We start from the raw sequence: 22,995 nt of genomic DNA, 5'->3' as shown, positions 1-22,995 counted from the left end.
AGCCCAGAGTAGCCTGACGTCTTCGTCGTCGACCCTCAAGAGCGGGTGTGAGGTCAGCCTTGTCCTACCGGAGCCGGAGCCCCGCCCTGGCGCTACTGCTGTTGGCGACAGCCTGCCAGCCTGCGTCTGACCACAAGGGCTTAGACGGCTGCTATGATGTCGTGCTCGGGCCCTGGCGAGTTGAGCCGCTGCAGGAAGGCATGATTCCGTCCCGCTGGATGCCGAGTGACAGCGACCCCGGCGGCCTGTCCGCCCTCCCCTCGCGCCTCCACTTCGCGTGGAGGGTGGGCGAGCGCGATGCGGCGCCGAAGCTCGAAGTCGCCGTCCCGGACAACGTCCTTCCTGTGAGGCATCGGATCAGTGCATCCGTGACGCTGACCGGCACCCTCGACCTGATGCTGACGACGGGATACGCAGGCACGTCGACATCTCTGACCCCTGACGGCGACGCTTGGGTCGGCACGCTCCGGACGTTCAGCGACCTCATGGGCATCCAGGACCACGAGCGGGACGTCCGCCTGACTCCGGCGGACTGCGCCACGGAGCCTCGCGAGCCCAGCACGCTTCTGCGACCGCTCCCGACCGAGCTGCAGCTGGTCGATGGTCCGACCATCGCGTTGGGAGAGCCGCTACCCGCCGGCCTGGAGCGCTACCCGAGGGTGGGCTCCGTTCCCGGAATAAGAGCGCGCACGGCCGGTGTCTTCGCAGGGGCCGATTCGGTGCTGGTGTTGGACTTCGGCGGTCCGGTGCGAACCATCGTGCTCAGGATTCCGCCCGCGGTGGGCTGGGAGCCGCTGATTGACCGAGTCGAGGCCGAGTGGGGAGCACCCGACGAACGGTCGGATCGGCACGCGACCTGGACGTCGCGTCTCACAATGCTGACGCTTACCCGCAGGGATGCGGGATGGAGCGAGGTAACACTTCAGGACCTACGCACTGAGCCCTGGTAGCGGCCACCCTACGCAGAAGGGCGGGCCCCCTACGGAGCCCGCCCTCGCAACAGATCACGACTGACCCGGCCCGCCGGTCGGAGCAGTCGGGTCAGGCCATCCGCGTCAGTTCAATCCGAGCGCCGCCGGGACGTTGATGCGACCCTTCCCGTAGAAGGGGTCTGTGCCGCGCTGACCAAGATCGTCCGCGGTGGCCTGTATCCGGCCCCGGATTCGGCCGGGGTTCGCCCCGTAGTCCTCGACCAGTAGCGCGGCGAGGCCGGCGACATGGGGGGTGGCCATGGAAGTTCCGGAGATTCCGAGAATGAACACCCCGGTCCGGCATACGGGGACGACCAGGCTGAAGGTCGAACACGCGGCCCACACCGACGCTCCAGTGTTTCCGCCCGGCGCGGCGACGCTGATGGCCGACCGACCGAAGTTCGTGTAGACCGCGGGCGTGTCCGCATCCGGCCAGGGGCCCGTGGTTCCGCCCGACGTGGGTCCGGTGGCGGAGACGCAGATGACGTTGACGTCACAGTACGAGGTGAACGTGTTGCCGTTGTGGTCGAGATCGAGCGCGGAGTTTCCGGCTGCCACGACCATGGTCACCCCACGCGAGCGGGCGTAGTTGAAGACCTGGTTGATGAATCCCACGAAGCGCCCGTTGCCCGCCTTGGTGAAGCCGCCTCCCAGGCTCATGTTGGCCACCTGAGCGCCGTTGTCGGCCGCGTGCAGCACGCCGGCGATGACCGACGAGAAGGGGCAACTGCCGTTCACGTTGCAGACCTTCACGGAGATCAGCGTCGTTCCGCTGGTGACTCCGGCGGCCGCGAGCGCGTTCGACGCGACGGTGGCCGCCACGTGCGTCCCGTGGTAGCGAAGGTCGATCCAGTAGGGTGCGCCGGGGAAGAACGCATCCACGAGTGCGTCGTCCGACGGGACGTAGGAGAAGGAACGGGACGCGTCCACGCGGCCGGCCAGATCCGGATGGACGGGATCGACGCCCGAATCCAGGATCGCGACGGTCACTGCCGAGCTGCCCAGACGTCCGGCGGCCCAGGCCACGTTCGCCCCGATCGCCGGCAGGTTCCACTGTCTGGAATAGCGGGACGCCGTCGTCGGATCCGACGGAGACGCCACGATCGCTCCAGCGTCCTCGGCGCTTCCCAGCTGGTCGTCCATCTGGAACGACTCATCCGCCTGTACGTCCCCGATCCCCTTGGTGCCCGCGAGGGCGGTGGCGCCGGCCGCGTCCAGGCCGGAGACGATGGCGATGCCGATCGGATGGCTGAACTCGACCGTGCCTCCCAGGTCGGCCACGGTCTGAGCGAAGTTGGCGGGGCCCTGGCCCTTGAACATCACCAGGTGCCGACCTGTGGCCGGATCACCCGACATGTCGAACGCGCCGACCAGGGGAACATCGACATCCGCAACAGCGGGGCCCGCCAGATCGGTCTCAGAGCATGCAGCAGCGAACAGCAACAGCGCCGCGCCGGATAGCGTCCGGGCAGCGTGACGACGGGGTGAAACCGACATGGCACCTCCAAGCAAGCAGCGCTCCGAGCCCCGCGCGGACGTTCGTCCGGCGGTGAGAGAGCGGTCACTGTGCGGGAACCCGCTCACTGTATGGCGCCGTCAGGCGCCAGGCCAGCCCCGCCGCTTGGTTCCTGGTTGCTCCCGCCGGCAGAGGACTCCACTCTGGTCGGGGTAGGCCTCCTGCGGCCTGCCACACACCTCCTGCGAGGGTTCGCCCGTGTCCGTTCCCGCGGCTTCCGCTCTGTCTCGATCCACCCCGGCTGCCCCCGGGGCCGAACTCCGCGCTGGGCGGTTCCCACGTCGTGCTGCCTTGTTTGCATGTGCGGCCCTGAGCCTGGCGGCCGCCCCACTCCAGGCACAGATCCCTACCCCAGCGGACATCATCGGCTTCGCGCCCGGGGAGGACTACAAGCTGGCGGCTTACGGGCCGATCGTGCGGTACTTCGAGGCGTTGGCCGCGGCGAGCGACCGGATGGTGCTCGAGAAGATCGGCGAGAGCACCCGCGGGGAACCGCTCTATCTGGCTGCCATCTCCACACCCGAGAACCTGGCGCGGCTGGACCGCTACAAGGAGATCACGCGCGCCCTCGCCTACGCACGCCCTCCCGTGCGGGGCTACGGCCCCATCCTCTCCGAGGACAGTGCCCGTGCGTTCGCCAAGGAGGGCAAGGCCATCGTGTGGATCGACGGTGGGCTGCATGCCACGGAGGTGGCACACGGGCAGGTGATGCCAGAGATGGCCTACTGGTTCGTGACGGACGAGTCGGAGGAGACGCGGCGCATCCGCGAGAACACGATCCTGCTCCTGATGGCCAACATGAACCCGGACGGCCTCAACACCGTGGCCGGGTGGTACATGTCACAGGTCGGCGGGCCGTACGAGACCGCGCCCGTGCCCGAGCTCTACCACCACTACATCGGGCATGACAACAATCGCGATTGGTACATGCTCACCCAGGTGGAAACGCAGGCCGTCACGCGCGCGCTCTACCACGAATGGTTTCCGCAGATCGTGTACAACCAGCACCAGAGCGGGCCGTTTCCCGCGCGCATCTGGATGCCGCCGTTCGAGAATCCGGTGAGCCCGCACCTCGACCCATTGCTGGTGAGCTCGCTCAACCAGATGGGCCACTCCATGCGCAAGCGCTTCGACGTGGAGGGGAAGCCCGGAGTGATCAGTGATGTGGTCTACGACCTTTGGTGGAACGGGTCCATGCGGGGTGGCCCGGATTACCACAACATGTTGGGCTTCCTCACGGAGACGGCGCTGTACCGCTACGCGACACCCGGCTGCTACGAGGACATCCCGGACGCCTTCAATGATCGTGCCGGCAACCTCCCTGCCAAGACGCCGTCGACCAACTACAACAACCCCTGGCTGGGTGGCTGCTGGCATATCCGGGACGCCATGGACTACATGATGACGGCGGCCAAAGCGGTAGCCGACATGGGTGCGCGGCTCAAGGAAGACTATCTCTTCAATCAGTACTGGATGGGGCGTCGTCAGATCGAGCGCGGCCGCCGCGCGGAGGGCGGTCCCTTCGCCTACGTGTTGGACCCGCGCGCGTCCCATGACCCGAGCGCCGTCTACGAGTTCATGGACTTGATGCGCCAGTCCGGCATCGAGTTCGTGCGGTCCCACAGCGCCTTCGCCGCGGGGGGTCGGCAGTTTCCGGCTGGGAGCTTCGTGATCCCGCCCCAGGCGTTCCGGCCCTATGTCGTGGATTTGATGGAGCCCAAGACCTACCCCGACCGACGCATGTATCCGGGCGGACCACCGGAGCCGCCCTACGACATGACGGGCTATGAGTTGCGCTTCTCCATGGGGCTCGAGGTGGCGAGCATCGACACCCCGTTCGACATGCCGGCGGGGAATTGGGCAGAGGTCGGAAGCGCCGCGTGGGGTGTCACCGCCGCCGTGAAGCAGGGCTACGTGGTGCCGGCCACCAACAACTGGCTCTACCGCGCGCTCGGTCCGTATCTGCGCGGGGGAGGCACCGTCTTCCGCTTCACGGGCGCCTGGAATCCGCCCGACGTGGCCGGGTCGGCGACCAACCCCGTAGCGGTTCCCGGTTCCTACTGGCTTCCGGGTCTTCCGGACGCAGAGGCCACCCGTCTGGTCGAGCTGGGCCTGGCTCCCGTGCCCGTATCGGCCATCCCACCCACGAATGTGATGAAGCGGGCCCGCGCTCCACGCGTGGCCGTCTACCGCTCCTGGCAGGCCCCCATGCCAGAGGGGTGGACGCGCTGGGTGCTGGACCAGTATGGGTTCGAGTGGACCAACGTATGGGACGCGGACGTGAAGGCCGGCGCGCTCTCCGACTTCGACGTGCTGATCGTGCCCGACCAGAGTGAGCGCGGCATCCACGACGGTCACGAGCCCGGCAGCATGCCCGACCAGTACGTGGGCGGCCTCGGTGAAGAGGGCACGGAGGCGGTACGTCGCTTCGTGCGCGACGGCGGCCGGCTGGTGGCCTTCGACGCCGCGGTGGACTACGCGATCCGCACGTTCGACCTTCCGTTCAGGAACGTGGTGCGCGGCGTGGCGTCACAGGACTTCTTCATCCCCGGCTCCATCATCCAGTTGCAGGTCGACCCCTCGCATCCGCTGGCCTGGGGCGTGGCTCCCGATGCAGTCACCCTGTTCGCAGGGAGTCAGGTGCTCGAGCGCGTCGGTGGAGCGGGTGGCGCCTCCACGCCGGTCTGCTATGCCGATGCGGACTATCTGGTGAGTGGGTGGACCTTGGGCGGGGAGACCTATCTGGCTGGGCGGACCGCGGCTGCCCAGGTTGCGGTGGGCGAAGGCGACGTCGTGCTGTTCGCCTTCACCCCGCACTTCCGGGGTCAGCCGCGCAATACCTTCAAGTTGTTGTTCAATGCGCTGATGGGGGCGAGCACGGAGGGGCTGCCGAGGGGCGAGGGACTGCGGTGCCGGTAGAGTAGAGTGGGAGGGGTTTGGCCGGACGACTGTCCGGAATGAGGGGCGAGTTGCGCTGACGCGTGGTGAGCCTCTGGAGCGTGCGCTCCGGGGTCGGGGGTCCTTTGCCGAGTCCGCGACGCGGACGGGAGCAGCGCTCGATGAGCACGGCGCGCGGGTCCAGGGTCGTGGTTCACGCAAGGTCCGTGATCGTACGTTGGGTGGCCGCCAGCCTACTGGCCTGTGCGGCGCTACCGGTGCTGGTGCGGCGGGCGGCGGCGCAGGAGGTCGGTTCCGACCGACAGGCGCTGGGGATCGTCGACTTCCCTGTACGCTGTGCAGCGGAGGTCCAGCCGGACTTCAACCGGGCGGTCGCACTCCTTCACCACATGACCTACCCGACCGCACGGCAGGCCTTCCAAAGCGTCGCCGCCCGGGATCCGAGCTGCGCCATGGCATACTGGGGCGTCGCCATGACGCTCTTCCAGCCGTTGTGGCCCACGCGACCTGACTCGGCGGCGCTCCGTCAGGGATGGGAAGCGGTGGAGCGCGCCCGGACGCTCCGCCCGCCCACACGGCGTGAAGCTCTGTACGTCGAAGCAACCGCCGCCTTCTTCCTCGACCCGGCCTCCTCGGACTACTGGCTGCGAATCCGGCGCTGGGCCGGCGCCCAGGCGACCGTCCATGACTCCTTCCCCGACGATGCGGAGGCGGTCGCCTTCCACGCACTGGCGCTGCTGGCCAACGCACCCGTTGGCGGGCTCCCGCGCGAAGACTCGGATCGCATTGCCGCGATGTTGGTCGACGTCTACGACGCCAATCCCGAGCATCCGGGGGCGATGCACTACCTCGTCCATACCAACGACGCCGTGGGTCGGGAGCGCGAGGAGCTCGATGTCACGGAGAAGTATGAGTCCGTCGCACCCCGCAATCCTCATGCGCTCCACATGCCGACGCACATCTACACCCGCATCGGCGACTGGAACCATGTGATCCAGGGAAACCTGGCTGCCGCCACGGCCGCGCTGGAGACTCCCGCCGGGCCGAGCGGAGATCTCGTGTGGGACGAGTTTCCGCACGCGCTCGAGTACCTCGTCTACGCGCACTTGCAGAAGGGCGAGGACCAGGAGGCGGCGCTCGAATTCGAGCGTCTTCGCGAGACCCCTTCCATCGAGCCGACGTTCAAGACCGCGTTCCACATGGCGTCCATTCCAGCCCGCTACGCCCTGGAGCGCCGCGCCTGGTCCGAGGCCGCGATGCTGGAGCCACGCACTCCGGGCTGGCTGGACTGGAACCGCTTCGCATGGCCTGAGGCCATCACCTGGTACGCCCGCGGGCTGGGTGCTGCGCACCTGGGGGACGCGGCCACCGCGGACGCGGCCCTCGGCGCGCTGGGGGCGCTGGAAGCCAAGATGGATGCCGTGGGCGAGGACCTGTTCGCACGGAACATCCGCGTGCTGCGGCTGGAGTTGACGGGTTGGTCCAACCATGTGCGTTCGCGGAACGATTCCGCCGTGGCCCGGGTCCGCGAAGCGTTGGATCTGGAGGAGGCCACTCCCAAGCACGCGGTGACTCCGGCTCCGACGCTCCCTGCCGGCGAAGTGCTGGGCGATCTGCTCATGGAGCTCGCCCAACCCGCCGACGCGTTGGACGCGTATCGACGCGCGTTGGCCCGCTATCCGAATCGCTTCAACGGGCTGCTGGGTGCTGCACGGGCAGCGCGCGCGGCGGGGAACGAGGCCGTGGCCCGCGCGTACTACACCGAGCTCCTGGAGCTGGCGTCCGATGGGACGAGGGCCGAGTCGTTGCGCGAGGCTCGCGAGTACGTCGAGCGGGAAGCCGTCCGGTAGCTCCCGCCGAACCGCGGGTGCGGTCGCCGGACTCCAGCACAAGCGGTCGCATTCGTACGGAGGTTCCGATGCAGCGCATCCCGATGGTCCTGAGTGTCTCCGCCCTCCTTGCCGGTGCCGCGGTGCCGCTCAGCGCCCAGGCACACGACCACTCCGCTCATTCGCCGTACGCGGGGATGGAGAGTCGGGCCATCAAGGCGCTGTCCCCCGAGGAGATCGCCGGCCTCCGCGCGGGCGAAGGACTCGGCATGGCCCTGGCCGCCGAGCTCAACGGCCTCCCCGGTCCCAAGCACGTGCTCGAGTTGGCCGAGTCGCTTTCCTTGACGGCCGAGCAGACGGCCGGGGTGCAGGAAATCGCGGCCGAGATGCAAGCCGCCGCCCAGGAGTTGGGCGGACAGATCATCCAGGCGGAGGAGCATCTGGACCGGTTGTTCGCCAGTGGCGACGCCGCCGAGGCGGATGTCTCCCGCATGACCCAGCATATCGGCGCGATGCGGGGCCAGCTCCGCGCCGTCCACCTGAACGCGCACCTGGCCGTCTCGAGGCTACTGACTGCCGAGCAGGTGGCGGCGTATCAGCAGCAGCGGGGGTATGCGGGCTCCCTCTAGCTCACCGGCCGCGGCAGATAGATCAAGGGCAGCCCCGCCCGCTGCAGCACCTGGTTGAAGGCCGGAATGTCCTCGTTCAGGATGACCTGCAACTCGCGCTCGATCTCACTCCAGGTGGCGAGGTAGTCACGGGAGACGTCCCGCACGCCCTGCGTGAGCGGGATGTTGGCGCCTCCAATCCGGTCCAGCAGATCCTTGTACTTCATCAGCAGGCGCGCCTCGTGCTGATAGGCGTTCTGGAAGGTCTTGAGTTCCTTCTGCAGGATCTTGGCGGTCCAATCGTCCGCCTTCTGGTCGAGACTACGAGCGCCCTCCGTCACGTCGCTGGCCGTAGAGACCTCCAGCACGAAGTCGAGCTGCTCCTGCACGCGCCGGAGCTGGGCGACACCGTCCGCCATCTCGGTGGCGGCGCCGAGGAGGGACGCGGAAATGCGGTCCAACTCCGCGTACTCCGCCATGGGGTCGGCCGAGATGCCTTCCAGGCGTGGGTCGATGCGAATCTCGAAGTCCTGTGTCTGCGTGCGGTCGCCCACGGCGAGCCGCACCTGATAGGATCCGGGCATGGCCGGGTAGGCGCTGAGGCCAGGTGAGGTCGCGGTGATCTCTACCAGACAGGCGAAGCGCCCCACCTGCATGTCCCAGGTCCAGCGGTGGGCACCGGCTTCGCGCTGGAATTGGCGGCGCATGGGCGACGCCGGACACTCGTCCGCGGGACCCTCGGTCGACTCGGCGTAGATCACCCGACCACTCCGGTCCAGGATCTCCATGCGCATAGGCACGCTGTCCGGGACGGCTTCGCTCAGCACGTAGTGCACCTGCAGCCCCTCGGGCGGATTCTCGCCGAGGCCCCCTTCCGCGTAGTAGCCGCGCACGATGCTGCGGTAGGGATCGCGCGGCCGGTACAGGTACACGTCGGCGTTGGCCACGGCGTCCGAGATCTGATGGAGCGGCGTCAGATCGTCGAGAATCCAGAGCGAGCGCCCCTGTGTGGACACCACCAGATCCTGCTGGCGGATGCGCATGTCCGTGATCGGGACCTCTGGCAGGTTCAGGTCGAGGGGCTGCCAGACGCCGCCGTCATCGAAAGAGACGAACAGACCGGTCTCGGTGCCCGCGTAGAGCAGTCCTCGCCGATCCGGGTCCTCACGTACGGAGCGGGCAAACGTATTGCCGGGGATCCCGTTCACGATCTTCCGCCACGACGCCCCGTAGTCGTTGGTCTTGTAGATGTACGGAGTGAAGTCGTTCATCTTGTAGCCCGCGGCCGCGAAGTAGGCGGTGGCGGGATCGTGCGGTGAGGGCTCGACCACGTTGATGATGCTCTCGGGCAGGTCGGGTGGCGTGACGTTGGTCCAGGTCCGACCACCGTCTCGGGTCACGTGCACCAGCCCATCGTCCGAACCCACCCAGATCACGCCTTCCTGGAGCGGGGATTCCTCGATGTTGAAGACGTCGTTGTAGCTCTCCGCCGTGATCTGCTCGTTGGAGATGGGGTAGCCGCCCGGGCCCTGATGATCCTTGTCGTTGCGGGTCAGATCCTCGCTCAACACCTCCCAGGTGGTGCCGCGGTCGCTCGACTTCATCACGTACTGGGAGCCGTAGTAGATCACGTTCGGGTCGTGCGGCGAGACCGTCACGGGCCCGTTCCAGTTGGCCCGGTACTTCAGGTTGCGGGGCTGCTCACCCGTGACCCGCTCCGGATAGGGCCGGATCATGCGGTAGTTGTGGGTCTCGCTGTCCCACTCGCCCAGGAAGCTGGCGAAGAACGTGGAGTACACGTAGCGCGGATTCTCGGGGTCCAGCCCGATGGTGGCGGACTCGCCGGAGCGTACGGTGGTCCAGTGGGACTCGCCGATCCCGTCCCCCAGCGTGCGGCTGTCGATCACGATGCCGCTCGCGTCCTGCTGTCCCGAGTACACGCGGTACGGATACTGATTGTCCGTCATCACGCGGTACATCTGCCCCGTAGGCTGGTTGAGCAGGGTGGACCAGGTCCGACCTCCGTTCAACGTCACCGACGCGCCGCCGTCGTTCCCGTTGATCATGATGTCGGAGTCGGTGGGGTTGATCCACAATGCGTGATGATCCACGTGGCTGTCGGGGATCCCGGTGTAGGTCTTGCCCCCGTCGATCGAGCGCATGGCGCTGCTGTTCAACACCCACACCTCGTCGGCGTCCTGAGGGTCGGCGATGATGTGCATGTAGTACCAGGCCCGCGCCCAGGTGCGCGGATCGTCACTCACCTGCCGGAAGTGCTCTCCTGCATCGTCGGAGCGGTACACGCCACCCTGGCCGTCCTTGGCCTCGATGGCCAGGTAGACGACGTCCCCGTTCGCAGGAGAGACGGACACACCCATCTTGCCCTTGAGGTCGGGCAGTCCGGCGGTGATCTCCTTCCACGTGGCCCCGCCATCCGTGGTCTTGTAGACCCGGCTGCCGGGGCCGCCACTCTTGACCACCCAGGGGCGCCGCCGGAAATCCCAGGACGTCGCGAAGAGAATCAGCGGGTTGTGGGCATCCATGGCCAGGTCGGCGATGCCGGAGTCTTCGTTCACGAAGAGGATGCGTTCCCAGCTGTGTCCACCGTCCGTGGATTTGTAGACGCCGCGTTCGGGATTGGGCCCGTAGGGATTGCCCTGGGCGGCCAGGTAGAGCACGTCGGGATTGGTGGGATGGACGAGGATCCGCGGGATGTGGCGCGTGGCCTCGAGGCCGAGGTGGGTCCAGGTCCGTCCGGCGTCCAGCGACTTGTAGACGCCATCCCCGTGGGAGGTCTTCACACCGCGCACCGGACCCTCGCCGGTGCCGACGTACACCACATTGTGATCCGATGGCGCCACGGCGATGGAGCCGATGCCCGTGGTGGTGAAGTAGCCGTCCGAGATGTTCTGCCAGGTGGTGCCCGCGTCCGTGGTCTTCCAGACGCCCCCACCGGTGGCGCCCATATAGAACGTGAAGGTCTCCCCCGGTACTCCGGTGACCGTGGTGACCCGGCCGCCACGGAAGGGTCCGATGTTTCGGTAGCGCATGGACTGGAACAGGGCCGCATCCACCTGCGCCGCGGCATCGATGGGGGCGGCCAGCAGGGAGAGAGCGAGGGCGAGCGTGGGCATCCAGCGCAGGCGGGCAACAGTCACGGATCGAGCCTTCGGAAAGGGGCGGAACCAGGCCGAGGTCGGCGTCAGCCAGGGTAGGCTCCGGCAGGAGCCCGAACAAGGGAAGGGGCACGCCACCCCCGCGTGCTGCCGGATCCCGGACCATGCCTCCGTGTACGCTTGCTGCGTTGGTTGGCGGTGGCCTATGCTCCGCCCCACGAGCCGGCCGGCTGGTCGCCGTCTTCCCTCCGTCCCCGATTCGCCATGCGCACCTTCCGCACGATCCCGCTGGTTGCCCTCCTTCTCCTGGCGGCAGTGGGCCCGCTGCCCGCGGCGGGTCAGGCCCTGCCCGACTTCGACGCAGCGCGCGATGAGGCCGTGTCGCTCCTCCAGGACCTGGTCCGCATCAACACCACCAGCCCTCCGGGCAACGAGACCGAGGTGGCCGAATACGTCAAGGAGGTGCTCGCGCGCGAAGGGATCGACGGTCAGATCTTCGCCAAGGATCCCAAACGTGGGAACCTGGTAGCGCGCTTGCCCGGGAACGGCAGCAAGGAGCCGATCCTGATCCTCGCGCATTCCGACGTGGTGGGTGCAGAGCTGGAGTCGTGGACGGGCGACCCGTTCGCGGGAACCATCGAGGACGGGTACGTCTACGGCCGGGGCGCCAGCGACGACAAGGACATGGTCGCGGCTGCCTTGCAGGTCATGCTCATGGTCAAGCGCTCGGGCCGTGTGCTCGATCGGGACATCATCCTGCTCATCGAGGCGGGGGAGGAAGGCGCCACCGAGTTCGGCATCGACTACATGGTGGAGAACCACCTGGACAAGATCCGGGCGGAGTTCGCGCTGAACGAAGGCGGCACCATCCACCAGGCCGAGGACGGATCGGTCGACTACGTGGTGGTCGGCGCTACGGAGAAGGTGCCGTGGCGCCAGATCAAGCTGGTGGCCCGTGGGACGGCCGGGCACGGATCGCAGCCGCGTCTGGACAACCCCGTGGTGCACATCGCGGCGGCGGTGGCCAAGCTCGGTGACTTCCAGATGCCCATGCGCTTGAACGAGGTCACGCGGGAGTATTTCAAACGGCTGGCCGAGATCAGCCCGCCCGAGAAGGCCGAGCTCTATCGCAACATCGAGAACCCTGCCCGGCGCGCGCAGATCGAGGAGGAGTTCCGGCGGAGCGACATCGCGGCCAACTCCACGCTGCGCACGTCCATCTCACCCAACATCATCCAGGGCGGTTTCCGCTACAACGTGATCCCGAGTGACGCCGAGGCGACGTTGGACGTCCGCGCGCTGCCGGACGAGGACATGGACGCCTTCCTGGAGGAGTTGCGGCGTGTCATCGACGATCCGTTGGTCGAGGTGCTCCCGCCCGTGTCCTGGCGCCCCGCCGCACCCCCGTCCTCCCTGGGCACGGATCTGTTCCGGGCGCTGGAGGGCGCGCAGGGCCGGCTGTTCCCCGACGCGGTGACGCTCCCCACCATGGGGACCGGCGCCACCGACTCGGCGCAACTCCGGGCAGCGGGGATCCCGACCTACGGAATCGGAGCCATGGCCCGGGACGAGGATTCACGCGCCCACGGCAACGACGAGCGCGTATCCATCGAGGGGCTCGGCACGTTCGTCGAATACATCTACTGGACGGTGATGGAGGTCGCGGGCCGGCCCGCGAGTTGAGGCGATGACCACGCGACCTTCGATGTGCCTACGCCGTCTGGCCGCCGTGTGGGCGGCGCTCGCGTCCTTCCTGCCCCTCAGTGTGACCGCGCAGGAGAGCAGCGCCGACTACCAAGCTCCGTATCAACAGCAGGCGCTCGAGATCCTGCGCACCATCGTAGGAGTGCGCAGCGCCGAGGGGTTCGGCAGGGTCCCCGAGGTGGCGGAGTATCTGGCCGGGCAGTTCCGCGCCGGCGGTTTCCCGGCCGAGGACGTGCACGTGCTGCCGCTGACGCTACCGGGTGGAGAGGTGACCGCCAGCCTGGTGGTCCGCTACCGCGGGGACGGATCATCGGGCCAGAAGCCCATTCTGTTCCTGGCGCACATGGACGTGGTGGACGCGCTCCCCCAAGACTGGGAGCGGGACCCCTTCACGTTGGTGGAGGAGGACGGCTACCTGTTCGGACGTGGCATCCTGGACGACAAGTTCGGGGTGACCACCCTGACCACCACGTTTCTTCGCCTCAAGAGGGAAGGGTTCGTGCCTGGGCGCGACCTGATTCTGGCCTTCTCCGGTGACGAGGAGACGGGTATGCTCACCGCGCGAGCCCTCGTCACCACGCACCGGGACCTCACCGACGCGGAGTACGCCCTCAACGCCGATGGCGGGGGTGGAGTGCTCGGTGAGGACGGGGAGGCGGAGCGCTATCTGGTGCAAGCGTCCGAGAAGACGTACGCGACCTTCGAGCTCACGGTCACCAACCCGGGCGGTCACTCCTCCACGCCGCGCACGGACAACGCCATCTACGAGCTGGCGCACGTGCTGGAGAACATCGAAGCCTACCGCTTCCCCGTCATGTTGAACGACGTGACGCGGGGATACTTCGAGGCGGTCTCCCAGCTCACCGAGGGAGAGGTGGGCGAGGCGATGGCGCGACTGGTCCAGGACCCCGCTGACGAGTGGGCGGCGGATGTCCTGTGGCACCAGCCCGAACAGGTGGGCATCACCCGCACCACCTGCGTGGCCACCATGCTGAGGGCCGGGCATGCCGAGAACGCCCTTCCCCAGTCGGCGACCGCCACGGTGAACTGCCGCATCTTCCCGGGGGTCGACGTCGCCGAGGTGGGGGAGACGCTGGTGCGTGTGGGCGGCAATCCGGAGGTTCGCATCACGGTGCTCGACGATCCCCGCGCCAGCCCGTCTTCTCCACTGCGGAACGACGTGATGGACGCGGTGGGGCAGGCGGTGGAGGGCATCCGCCCGGGTACGCCCATCATCCCGCTGATGGCGCCCTATGCCACCGACGGCAAGGAGACGCGGGCGGCGGGCATCCCCACCTACGGCGTCATGGGCGTGTTCATCAAGGACAGCGACCAGTTCGCGCACGGCTTGAACGAGCGCGTTTCGGTGCGTTCGTTCTACGACGCGCTCGAGTACTGGCACGTCATGATGCGGACCTTGTCGGGGCGAGCCGCTTCCGACTGAAGACTGAAACCTTCCTCAGGACTCCCCGTTGGTCTCCGAGGGCAGGAGCGCTCGCAGCCGTGAGGCGTCCTCCTCCAACCCGAGATCGGACAGCACGAGCACCAGAGGTTCGACGAGGTTGACGAAATCCGGGCTCAGCGTGGAGTCCGCCTCGGCCCACTGGCGCTCGACGTAGGCCATGTAGCGGTCGAGGTAGGGACGCCCGATGTCGGCTTGTCCAGAGACGATGTGTTTCGCAGCCAGAGCCGCCTCGGTCGATGTCGTCCAGTCGTGCTGTGAGCCCAGCAGGTCCCGGAAGATGACGACGGCACGGCGCAGGGGTGCTTCGGCGTCATCGAGGTGGCCAACGCGGAGCAGCAGACGCCCCAGACCCGCGTAGGCCGAGCCCACTCGCCAGTGGCCCTCCGGCCACTGGGCCTCGGAGGCACGCACGCTCTCTTCCAGCACCGTGAAGGCGCCATCGACATCACCGGCGAGGTGCAGCGCGCCCGCGAGGTTCGCTGCCAAGGTCAGGGAGCTGGGGTGTCCGCGGCCATGCACGTCGGCATAGGCGGCGAGCGCCTCTCGGTAGAGCTCCGCAGCGCCCCGGTAGTCGTTCCGCGTGCGCTTGAGGAATGCCAGGTTGTTGAGATGGAGGGCCAGCTCTGTGTCTCGACCCACCAAAGCCTGGTAGCGGGGGATGCCCTCTTCGTAGAGGCGCTCTGCGTCCTCCAGCCGACCCTGGGCCCTGCGAATCGGGGCCAGCGCCAGCAGGGACTGAACGTAGGGCAGGCCCTCGGACAGCCCCTCCGAGCGGTAGAGGCCGAGGCCCCGTTCGATCAGGCTGGCCGCGGAGTCCGCGTTGCCCAGGGCTTTCTCGGCGTCGCCCAGAACGCGCAACGTCGACGCGATTCCGACGGGGCCGCCCCCGGCCAAATGGATCTCCAGCGCCTGCTCTGCTTCTTCGCGGGCCGCCGTCCAGAAGCGGTTGGCGACGTGTGCCCTCGCCAGCTGGAGGCGCGCCTCCGCTTCCTCCGTGCTGCCCACACCGAAGGCGCGCTGGGCTGTCTCCACCGCTTGCTGGTCGAGGACCACGGACTCGTCCAACAGCCCCAGGTTGAAGTATGCGGTGCCCAGCACCTGCAGCAGCTCCGTCTGCAGCGCCGGTCGGTCCGCGAACTCGGAGGCCACCCGCTCTCGTCCCCACGTCAGCAGCTCGCGAGCCGTCAGCGTGTCGGAGGGCGCCTGCGTCGGATCCCGACCGCGAAACACGTCGGCAAGAAAGCCGATCACCAAGCGTGAGTTCTCGGCTTCGGTCTCGGCCCGCTGAGCGGCCTGATTGGCACGATCACGCTCGGTCGCGGTGATGAGCTGTTGACGCACGAGCAGTCCACCCGCAGTGGCCAGCACCCCCGCGAACGCCGCTGCTGCGGCAACCTGCCAGCGATTGCGCCCCAGGAACTTCCGCGCGCGGTAGGCCCACAGTCCTTCACGGGCCAGCACCGGGAAGCCGGCCCGGTGGCGCTCCAAGTCGTCCAGCAGGGCCTGCATGGAGGGGTAACGGGCGTCGGGTTCCTTGCGGAGCGCTTTGAGCAGGATCGCGTCCAGGTCCCCCGCGAGGGTCCGTGCCAGCGCGACGGGGAGGCTGCCGCGTGCTGCCGCCTCGGTGTCCGCGCCCTCCGTCATCATCGTCGAAGCGCGTGGCGCGGGCGTGTCACAGATGGCCCGTTCCAACTCGAAGCCGGACAACGCCCGCCCGAAGGGACGCCGACCCGTCAACAACTCGAAGAGCAGGACCCCTGCCGCGTGCACGTCGGCCGCGATGGTGACCGACTCACCCCGGATCTGCTCGGGTGCGGCGTAGGCCGGCGTCATCCAGCGGCCACCCGCCTGCGTGAGCAGAGGTGACGTCTCGCCGTCCTCGAGCAGCCTGGCGATGCCGAAGTCCAGCAGCTTGACCTGTCCATCGTCCGTGACGAGCACATTGGAGGGCTTCAGGTCTCGGTGCACCACGAGGCGACTGTGTGCGAACTGCAGGGCCGCCGCGACCTGCGTGAACAGAGCGAGCCGCTGGTCGATGTCCAGGCGCCGCGCATCCGCCCAGCGTGTGATGGGTTCGCCGCGAACCAACTCCATCACCAGGTAGGGTTGCCCATCGTCGGTGGAGCCGCCGTCCAGGATGCGAGCGATGTTGGGATGCGTGAGGCCGGAGAGGATGCGCCGCTCACCCAGGAAGCGCCGCACCACACCCTCCCGATCCGCCCCTGGCTGAAGCAGCTTGATGGCCACCCTTTGCTCGAACACGCCATCGGCGCGCTCCGCCTCGTAGACGGTGGCCATCCCGCCCCGGCCCAACTCGCTGAGAAGGCGATACCGTCCGATGCGGGTGCCCGTGTCGAGCGGGGCCTCTCGTGCCGGGCTCGGATGAGGAAACACCGCCTCCAGTAGCGCCGCCCCGGGGCGCGCCTGTTCCTCGCTCGTCTCCGTGGCTGTCAACAGGGCCGTGACCGCGTCGAGCAGCTCGGTGTCGCCGCCGCAGGCCTCGACCAGGAACAGGTGACGATCGTTCGGTGATCGCTCCAGCGCTTGTTCGAAGAGAGGGTCGATCTCCTCCCACCGTGCCCAGAGGGCTTCGGGAGCACTCATGACAGTGCCTGGAGTAGATAGGCGCGAGCTCGCGCCCACTCTCGCTCGACGGTTCGGGGGGAGGTGTCGAGCGCCTCCGCCGTCTCCGGCACCGACATCCCCCCGAAGAACCGACACTCGGCGATGCGCGCCATACGAGCGTTGCGCGCCTCCAGACGCTGCAGGGCCTGTTCGATCGCCAGTAGATCGGTGACCTGAGCCTCCACCACGGCCGAGTCGTCCTCCAACGACACGCGAATCAGTCCCCCGCCGCGCTTGGCGGAGCGTCTGCGCCGCGCGAAATCGATGAGGATGCGCCGCATGGCCTTCGAGCAGAACGCGAAGAACTGCGCCCGGCTCTCCCACACCCCTTCGCCGGTCCCAGCCAGCCTGACATATGCCTCGTGGACCAATGCCGTGGTGTTGACGGTTCCGTCCGAGCGAGATAGGCGCAGATGGTGGTGCGCGATCCGCCGGAGGTCGTCGTAGACGGCTTCGATGAGACGGTCGAGCGCGCCCTCCTCGCCTTCGCTCCAGCTGCGAACCAGCCGGGTGATCTCTTCTCGAGGGAGGTCCATGCGCGACCGACTGGAGATAGGCTCTCGCGGCGAATGCACTCCACCGAACTCGGATGGGGCCCGTGCAGACGACGTGCGGTGGAGCCGGGGAGAACTCTGTCAGGGTCGGTCAATGTAGGCAGGTTCGGTGGGTTCGGCGACGCGAGGGCTGGAGTCTCGACCTCTCCACCCTCTGCCAACGTGAGACCGTGGCCAGCGCCGCCACCGGCCTGTACGAGCAGGGCCCGGGCCGCTCCTGCGACCCGGGCCCTCGGACGGTGACGGTCCCGCAACGCGGGGATGCCTCCGCCTGCTTGGCCTCAGTTGGCCGGCACGGCCTCCATCAGCAACTCGAGCGCGCGCTGCAGCCCCTGGCCGCCCTCCCGTGCGCCCTTGTACTTGCCCAGACGCACGACCACCAGATCGTGGGTGGGAATGATGATGGTGTTCTGCCCACCCGCTCCGGCCATGAAGAACGCGGTCTCGGGAACTGGGAACTGGCCGTCGCCGTTCACCCAGAAGAACGCTCCTCCGTACTGCGGCCGCCGGTCCGCCAGCCAGGCAGGCGCGAGCGTACGCGCATATTCGGAGTAGCCCTCGGGCAGGATGCGCTCACCATTCCAGACGCCGTCCTGCAGCCACAGGTTGCCGAGCCGTGCCCAGTCACGGGCGGCACCGAACTCATAGCCCTGTGTGAGGAAGTTCCCGTAGGGATCGGTCTCCATGATCATGTTGCGGATGCCGATCTTGTCGAACAGCGCCCGTTGCGGGAACGAGTGGTAGTCCTCGCCCAGCTGCGACACGCCCAGCCGCACCAGGTAGTTCCCGAGCACCGGGTCCGTGTTGCGATAGCGGCCCACGGTGTTGGGCGGCCACTGCTGCGGACGCGTGGCTGCCCAGTGATACGAGTTGACCGTGCCCGTATAGAGGTACAGGTGATCTGGGTAACCGGCCGCGGGATCGTAGTCGGGATCCTGCGGCGCGTGGATGCGGATGCCGCTCGACATGCGCATGATGTCGCCGATGCGGATCTGCTGGCGCGGATCGTTCTCCTGCTCCTGCCACTCCGGGATAGGCGCCGGCTGCCACAGCTCGTACACGCCGCGCTGGATGAGAACGCCCACCAAGGAGCCCGTGAGGCTCTTGCCCATCGACCAACTCTCCAGCGGCGTGTGCAGGTCCACGCCGGGACCGTAGCGCTCACCGATGATGCGGCCCTTGTAGGTGACCACGAACGCGTTGGTCATGCCGCCCTCGATGAAGGCAGCGTCGACCGCCGCGCGCACCTTGGCCTCGTCCACCCCGGCCGGGAACGGCTCGTCGGAAAGCACGTCGCCCATCGGCCACGGCGTGGTGGCCGCGTCCGGCAGGTTCTGCGTGACCACCTCGGGCGTGAAGTACACCGAGTCCATTCCGATCGGGGAGGTCACGCAGCCTTGGCTGCCGTAGACCTTGGCCTGACGCACCACCCCGGAGGGCAGGGTCAAGCGCACCGTCCTGGTGGAGAAGTCCACCGCGGTGTCGACGACCTGAGCGCGCTCCTCGTAGGGCGACGTGAAGTACCCCGTGTTCTCCGCGGCGTCCGCCACGTCGAAGCCGCTCAGGAACACGTTCGAGCAGAGGATCTTGGCGAAGCCGGACGTGTGGTGATCGATGGCGTCGCCTGGCGGGGGCTCCCAGGTGCCGGGCAGCTCGAGCGAATCGGCGCGGGCCAGCAGGTAGGCCCGGTCCGGGTCCACGAGGGTGGACTCGGCGGTGTCCAGGGCGGCCTGCTCTCCGCCACAGGCAGCCAGGACGAGGGGTACGGTCAGGAACAGCGTGGAACGTCGCACGGGTGACCTCCGGAAAGACTGGAACCTCCCTCCCCACCCGACCCAGGAGGCCCAAGCTGAGGCGGTGGGGTGGGGAAAGGCAACCTGGAGGGGAGGGATGGTGGCCGGCCGGTCCTTTCGGTGGCTCCGCGGAGGCGAGAGGGAGGATTCCGGGCGGCGCTGGGCCCCCGCCGTCGTCGGCTCGCCCCCAGTCCGCTAGAAGCGTCGGATCACTCGAGCGTAGAGGCGGGACCCGCTGAAGCGCGTGGGCTCCCAGCGCCGGTCGGTCTCGGCTCGCAGCTGGATTTCCATCATCCCCACCTCCATGCCCAGCTCCGCCGACCCGCTGACCGATCGGTCCTTCTCGCCCTGCGCCAGCGAGAGCTCCAGCAGATTCAAGCGGCCCGAAGCCCGGACGCGGCCCCGGGTCCAGAGCAGGTTGGCGTAGAGGGAGCGGGCGTTGAAGCGCCCTCCATCGTCCGAGGTCTCGCGGGCGGAGGCCCCCAGGGCCGGGGATACGCCGAAACGCGGGCTCAGGATCAGAGAGCTGCTCAGCTCGCGCGTCCGGAAGTCGAACGCCGAGGAGCTCCGGTCGCGCTGGCTGGCCTGGGCCTCGAAGCGCGTCTGACCACGCCGTAGGTCCAGCGCAATCCGGGTGAACGACTCGTCGAACGTGCTGAATCCGAGTGTCGCCTCGCCATTCTCGCCCGGTGCGTCGCGCAGGGAGCGCGTGTGCTGGACGGACAGGCCTCGGATGGAGAGCGAGGCGTCATAGCGGGCGGTGGTCAGCGCGCCGGAGGGCAAGTCCCCGAGACGGTACCGGTAGGTGACCAGCAACCGCTCCCCTTCCCGGATCCGTCCGCCCGTGAGGACCACCACTTCCACCAGGTCGTCCAGAAGCACCAACTGGTAGTCGAACCCCTCCGTGAAGAGGGTGCCGAGATCGGCGCTGCGGAGGCTCACCGTCTCGCGCAACACGTCCGGCTGGCGCAGCAGGAAGCTGAGGGTGGCGTCCACCGAGTGTGACTCATCCACCACGTCGAGCACTCCGCCGGCGATGTTCTCGCGCGTGCGCCATTCGCGCCCGGCCCCCCCGCCCAGCGACACGCGAGCGCCCAGAGGCAGCGCGAAGGCCACGCGCAGCGTAGGCCCTGCGGACCAGGATTCGTCGCGGCTGCCGTCGAAGCGCGTGGAGCGACGCGCGCCCTGGAGGCCGAACCCCCCCCAGTCGCCCAACCGCGCATTCAGCACACCGGAATAGGACCCGCTCTGCCGCTCCCCGCTCGGCGTCATCAGGCCGCTCCGTTGCATGCTCCAGTCTGTCGCAACCGTCTCCGTGTGTTGCAGGCGGAGTCGCTCACGCCAGGTGTCGCGGGTGTTGACCAGGCTTCCTTCGCGCTCGTTGTGATCGTAGGCGGACTCGAGCTCGCTCCCCTTGCCCCACCGCAGGCGGTGGCTGAACGAGGCGTCGAGCGAACTGAAGTCCGCGTTCCCGATGCGGTCCTCGAACTCCAGGCGCTCCACTCGCGCATTGATCTTCCGGTTGCGGGCGCTGAAGCGCACCGTGCGCGTGAGATTGGACCACTCGATCGGGGTCGTCGTGGTGGCGCTGGACCAGGAGTTCTCCCGATCGACCTCCGCGAACGACAGTTCCATCGGCAGCAGCTGACTGCGGAGGTGCACGATGGCGCTCATGGAGCCGGTGTCGTAGCGCCCGTCGGCTCCGAAGCCGCCGCTGGTCTCCCCACCGGAGCGCGCCGAAGTGACGGTGAGACCGAGCAGCTTGTTCGAGAACAAGCGGGCGCCGAACGTGAACGCCAGCTCCTCCGTCTGGAGCGCCTCAGGTAGACCGACGGCCGTGCGCTGTGTGAACGCGGGTTGGATGGTCAGATCGTAGGCGAGGATGCGGGGCGCCAGCAGCGCGCCCCGGAACGGAAGTCGCAGCCACTGTCGATAGGTGGCGTCCGAAGCGGTGGCCGCCGAACCGGAGCCCCGTCGGAGGCTCTGTGCCGAGACGCCGATCTCGGCCCCCGGGGCTCGACCCAGAAGGCCCTGGGCGCCCAGCGGATCAGCACCGAGTAGAAACACGACCGCGGGCAGCGCCGTCCAGGCGGCGCGGAGCCGCCTGTTCATGGGTGGCTGGCGTCGGACGCACTCTCGACATCGGCGCCGCCGGCACCGGGCGTGGGCGCCGGTGGAGGTGCCGGGACATGGCAGCGCTGGCACTCGTTGAAGCCGGCCGCAAACGCCGTGATCCCGTCATGGCAGGCCCCGCAGGCCCTTCCCTCCGAGATGTCGGTCATCGTGACGTGGTTGGCACCGGCCTTGGGCTCGAACAGCGTCAGGTGACAGGTCTTGCAGGTGTAGCGGATGCGGTGCACCCAGTGCGGGAACTTCGCGGGCGGAAGCGACTCTGCGCCGTAGGCCCGCTCGACTGCCGGGGGCGTTCCCGCTCCCTCGGCAGCGCCGCTGGCGGCCACGGTGGTGCTGTCCCCGGAGCCCGACGCGGAGTCGGGCGCTGCCGCTGGCGCCACCGCGGACGAGTCGGTGACCGTCAACCGCGCCATGGTGATGGTGCCCAGGAGCTCGGGCTGCGCGCGGTTGGGTGGCATGGGCAAGCTTCGGTGGCAGCGTTCGCAGTCCGTCACCGGCGGGAACGCCACTTTGCCGTGGCAGGAGCCACACCACTCGCCCTGGAAGATCCCCGCCATGGTGATGGTGTTGTCCTGGTACTTGAACACCCGTCCGTGGCACTGCCGGCAGTCCACCCACTGCGTGTGCGAGGAGTGGGGGAAGAACGCGTCCAATTGCTCCGCCGGACCCTTGAAATAGAAGTCGAAGGCGAAGGTGAACTGAGGCGGCAGGGCCAAGGGCGGCTGCGAATCGGGCAGCGCGCTGCGCGGCTTGATGACCCCGGAGCGCAGCGCCTCCATCCAGTCGATGTTGCCAGCCGGGTCCCGCGGGAGCAGAGCCACGGCGCTGTCCGGATCCAGAGTGCCCTCGATCGGAGGACGGACCGTGTCCGGATCGAGGTGCAGCAGCGTGGACAGCGGGGTCGGGGCCGGCTGTGCGGCCACCTGCACCGGAGCGGGCGTCGGTTCCGGGATGTCCAGGAACAGCGAAAGGAACTGCCGGCTGCAGCCCGCAAGCAGGCTGCAGCCGGCCAACACGGCGACCGCGGCGGAACGGGGGTGAGTCATCCGTCCACCGCTCCGATCATTTGACGTGGCAGGTCAGGCACAGATTGCTCGAGCTGTTCGCGATCCGCAGGAAAGGCGTGTTGGTCTTGTCATGCGGATTGTGGCAGCTGGCGCACTGCACCTTCTCGCCACCGCCGGTCGGATCCGTGAATAGCCGTACCCCGGCAGCCTTGATGCTCGCTACCGAGTTGAAGGCCAGGTCCGCCGACGGGTCGTAGGTGACCGAGATCGGGTGGTCGTTCCTCAGGTCGTTCCCGAGATTCGTATTGCCGGGCGGCATGGTGTTGGTGCCCGGCGTGGTGGGCGGGATGATTCCCGTGTACGAATTGGGAGCGTTGATCACGACGTCGAGTCCAATCGTCCCGTCATGGCAGGACAGGCAAGCCTGGGAGATCCCCGTCGGCTGTCCGTCTCGCGGCATGTCCAGCGTTGCACTGGAATACATCTGATACGTGGCGGTGGAGAAGTTGCGGTTCCACAGCGGGGCATCGACCTGACCCCCGTGTGGCGTGTGGCAGTACACGCAGATCTCTCCGTAGTCCACCAACGCATTGCTCGAGGTGGGGTCGTTACCACCACTCGAGATGGACAGATTGTGCTTCGTGTTCTTGACGTCGTCGTTGACCTGGGCGACCAGCGGGGGGGCGTTGGCGAACACGAACGCGACTCCCACCGCTAGCCCGGTCAGGAGCCTGCGGCGACCGGACTTCATGAAGGACCTCCTTTCGAGTGGTGTG

14 protein-coding genes are annotated in these 22,995 nt (G+C 67.9%); 6 read left to right on the top strand and 8 right to left on the bottom strand.

Translation table 11 applies throughout. The features are described 5' to 3' along the window. Window positions 1–200: 200 nt before the first annotated feature. Window positions 201–950 carry a hypothetical protein gene (locus tag R3E10_16015; GenBank protein MEZ4417261.1) on the top strand — a complete coding sequence of 250 codons (750 nt, stop codon included), beginning with the start codon at window positions 201–203 and terminating at the stop codon, window positions 948–950. Window positions 951–1,055: 105 nt separating this feature from the next. On the opposite strand, the gene R3E10_16010 is transcribed toward R3E10_16015, so the two are convergent. Then, complete coding sequence (locus R3E10_16010) at window positions 1,056–2,468, bottom strand: S8 family serine peptidase (protein MEZ4417260.1); 1,413 nt, start codon at window positions 2,466–2,468, stop codon at window positions 1,056–1,058. 310 nt (window positions 2,469–2,778) lie between these two features. Between R3E10_16010 and R3E10_16005 the strand changes: the two genes are divergently transcribed. The 3 genes from R3E10_16005 to R3E10_15995 all read left to right on the top strand — a co-directional run bounded on the left by R3E10_16005 (window position 2,779) and on the right by R3E10_15995 (window position 7,843). Continuing rightward, window positions 2,779–5,406: a M14 family metallopeptidase gene (locus R3E10_16005; GenBank protein MEZ4417259.1), complete on the top strand. Its 2,628-nt coding sequence runs from the start codon at window positions 2,779–2,781 to the stop codon at window positions 5,404–5,406. 140 nt (window positions 5,407–5,546) lie between these two features. Beyond that, window positions 5,547–7,235 (top strand): hypothetical protein, encoded by a 1,689-nt coding sequence (locus R3E10_16000; GenBank protein MEZ4417258.1) that lies wholly within the window; start codon window positions 5,547–5,549, stop codon window positions 7,233–7,235. A 68-nt stretch (window positions 7,236–7,303) separates the two neighbouring features. After that, the gene (locus tag R3E10_15995) at window positions 7,304–7,843 is read left to right on the top strand and encodes a Spy/CpxP family protein refolding chaperone (protein ID MEZ4417257.1); all 540 of its coding nucleotides are present in this window, start codon (window positions 7,304–7,306) and stop codon (window positions 7,841–7,843) included. Here R3E10_15995 and R3E10_15990 read toward each other — a convergent pair. Continuing rightward, entirely contained in the window at window positions 7,840–10,980 is a 3,141-nt protein-coding gene (locus tag R3E10_15990; GenBank protein MEZ4417256.1) for a glycosyl hydrolase, read from the bottom strand. The two genes, R3E10_15995 and R3E10_15990, sit on opposite strands and share 4 nt — an antisense overlap. A gap of 222 nt (window positions 10,981–11,202) precedes the next feature. On the opposite strand from R3E10_15990, the gene R3E10_15985 reads away from it, so the two are divergent. Both R3E10_15985 and R3E10_15980 read left to right on the top strand, forming a co-directional pair. Continuing rightward, on the top strand, window positions 11,203–12,621 hold the full coding sequence (locus R3E10_15985) for a M20/M25/M40 family metallo-hydrolase (GenBank protein ID MEZ4417255.1): 1,419 nt from the start codon (window positions 11,203–11,205) through the stop codon (window positions 12,619–12,621). 4 nt (window positions 12,622–12,625) lie between these two features. Continuing rightward, entirely contained in the window at window positions 12,626–14,086 is a 1,461-nt protein-coding gene (locus tag R3E10_15980) for a M20/M25/M40 family metallo-hydrolase (protein ID MEZ4417254.1), read from the top strand. A 15-nt stretch (window positions 14,087–14,101) separates the two neighbouring features. On the opposite strand, the gene R3E10_15975 is transcribed toward R3E10_15980, so the two are convergent. From R3E10_15975 to R3E10_15950, 6 genes are all read right to left on the bottom strand, one after another. Beyond that, window positions 14,102–16,711, bottom strand: coding sequence for a protein kinase (locus tag R3E10_15975; GenBank protein ID MEZ4417253.1), 2,610 nt, complete (start codon window positions 16,709–16,711; stop codon window positions 14,102–14,104). Then, window positions 16,708–17,268, bottom strand: coding sequence for an ECF-type sigma factor (locus R3E10_15970; protein ID MEZ4417252.1), 561 nt, complete (start codon window positions 17,266–17,268; stop codon window positions 16,708–16,710). Before R3E10_15970 ends, R3E10_15975 begins: the two co-directional genes overlap by 4 nt. A 299-nt stretch (window positions 17,269–17,567) precedes the next feature. Then, entirely contained in the window at window positions 17,568–19,079 is a 1,512-nt protein-coding gene (locus tag R3E10_15965; GenBank protein ID MEZ4417251.1) for a serine hydrolase, read from the bottom strand. A gap of 195 nt (window positions 19,080–19,274) precedes the next feature. Further along, entirely contained in the window at window positions 19,275–21,191 is a 1,917-nt protein-coding gene (locus R3E10_15960) for a hypothetical protein (GenBank protein MEZ4417250.1), read from the bottom strand. After that, window positions 21,188–22,258: a cytochrome c3 family protein gene (locus tag R3E10_15955; GenBank protein MEZ4417249.1), complete on the bottom strand. Its 1,071-nt coding sequence runs from the start codon at window positions 22,256–22,258 to the stop codon at window positions 21,188–21,190. The genes R3E10_15960 and R3E10_15955 overlap by 4 nt, the downstream gene beginning before the upstream one ends. A gap of 16 nt (window positions 22,259–22,274) precedes the next feature. Then, window positions 22,275–22,970: a cytochrome c3 family protein gene (locus R3E10_15950; protein ID MEZ4417248.1), complete on the bottom strand. Its 696-nt coding sequence runs from the start codon at window positions 22,968–22,970 to the stop codon at window positions 22,275–22,277. Window positions 22,971–22,995 lie beyond the last annotated feature (25 nt).

The organism is Gemmatimonadota bacterium (assembly GCA_041390105.1).
Taxonomy (GTDB): Bacteria; Gemmatimonadota; Gemmatimonadetes; order Longimicrobiales; family Gaopeijiaceae; genus JAGQIF01.
Note: the sequence above shows the minus strand (reverse complement) of the source record. Positions and strands in the feature narration are given on the sequence as shown.

Bases quoted from the DNA above. Each gene is read 5' to 3' on its own strand.
- R3E10_16015 (MEZ4417261.1), top strand. From the start codon at position 201: ATGATTCCGTCCCGCTGGATGCCGAGTGACAGCGACCCCGGCGGCCTG.
- R3E10_16010 (MEZ4417260.1), bottom strand. From the start codon at position 2,468: ATGTCGGTTTCACCCCGTCGTCACGCTGCCCGGACGCTATCCGGCGCG.
- R3E10_16000 (MEZ4417258.1), top strand. From the start codon at position 5,547: ATGAGCACGGCGCGCGGGTCCAGGGTCGTGGTTCACGCAAGGTCCGTG.
- R3E10_15995 (MEZ4417257.1), top strand. From the start codon at position 7,304: ATGCAGCGCATCCCGATGGTCCTGAGTGTCTCCGCCCTCCTTGCCGGT.
- R3E10_15985 (MEZ4417255.1), top strand. From the start codon at position 11,203: ATGCGCACCTTCCGCACGATCCCGCTGGTTGCCCTCCTTCTCCTGGCG.
- R3E10_15980 (MEZ4417254.1), top strand. From the start codon at position 12,626: ATGACCACGCGACCTTCGATGTGCCTACGCCGTCTGGCCGCCGTGTGG.
- R3E10_15975 (MEZ4417253.1), bottom strand. From the start codon at position 16,711: ATGAGTGCTCCCGAAGCCCTCTGGGCACGGTGGGAGGAGATCGACCCT.
- R3E10_15970 (MEZ4417252.1), bottom strand. From the start codon at position 17,268: ATGGACCTCCCTCGAGAAGAGATCACCCGGCTGGTTCGCAGCTGGAGC.
- R3E10_15960 (MEZ4417250.1), bottom strand. From the start codon at position 21,191: ATGAACAGGCGGCTCCGCGCCGCCTGGACGGCGCTGCCCGCGGTCGTG.
- R3E10_15955 (MEZ4417249.1), bottom strand. From the start codon at position 22,258: ATGACTCACCCCCGTTCCGCCGCGGTCGCCGTGTTGGCCGGCTGCAGC.
- R3E10_15950 (MEZ4417248.1), bottom strand. From the start codon at position 22,970: ATGAAGTCCGGTCGCCGCAGGCTCCTGACCGGGCTAGCGGTGGGAGTC.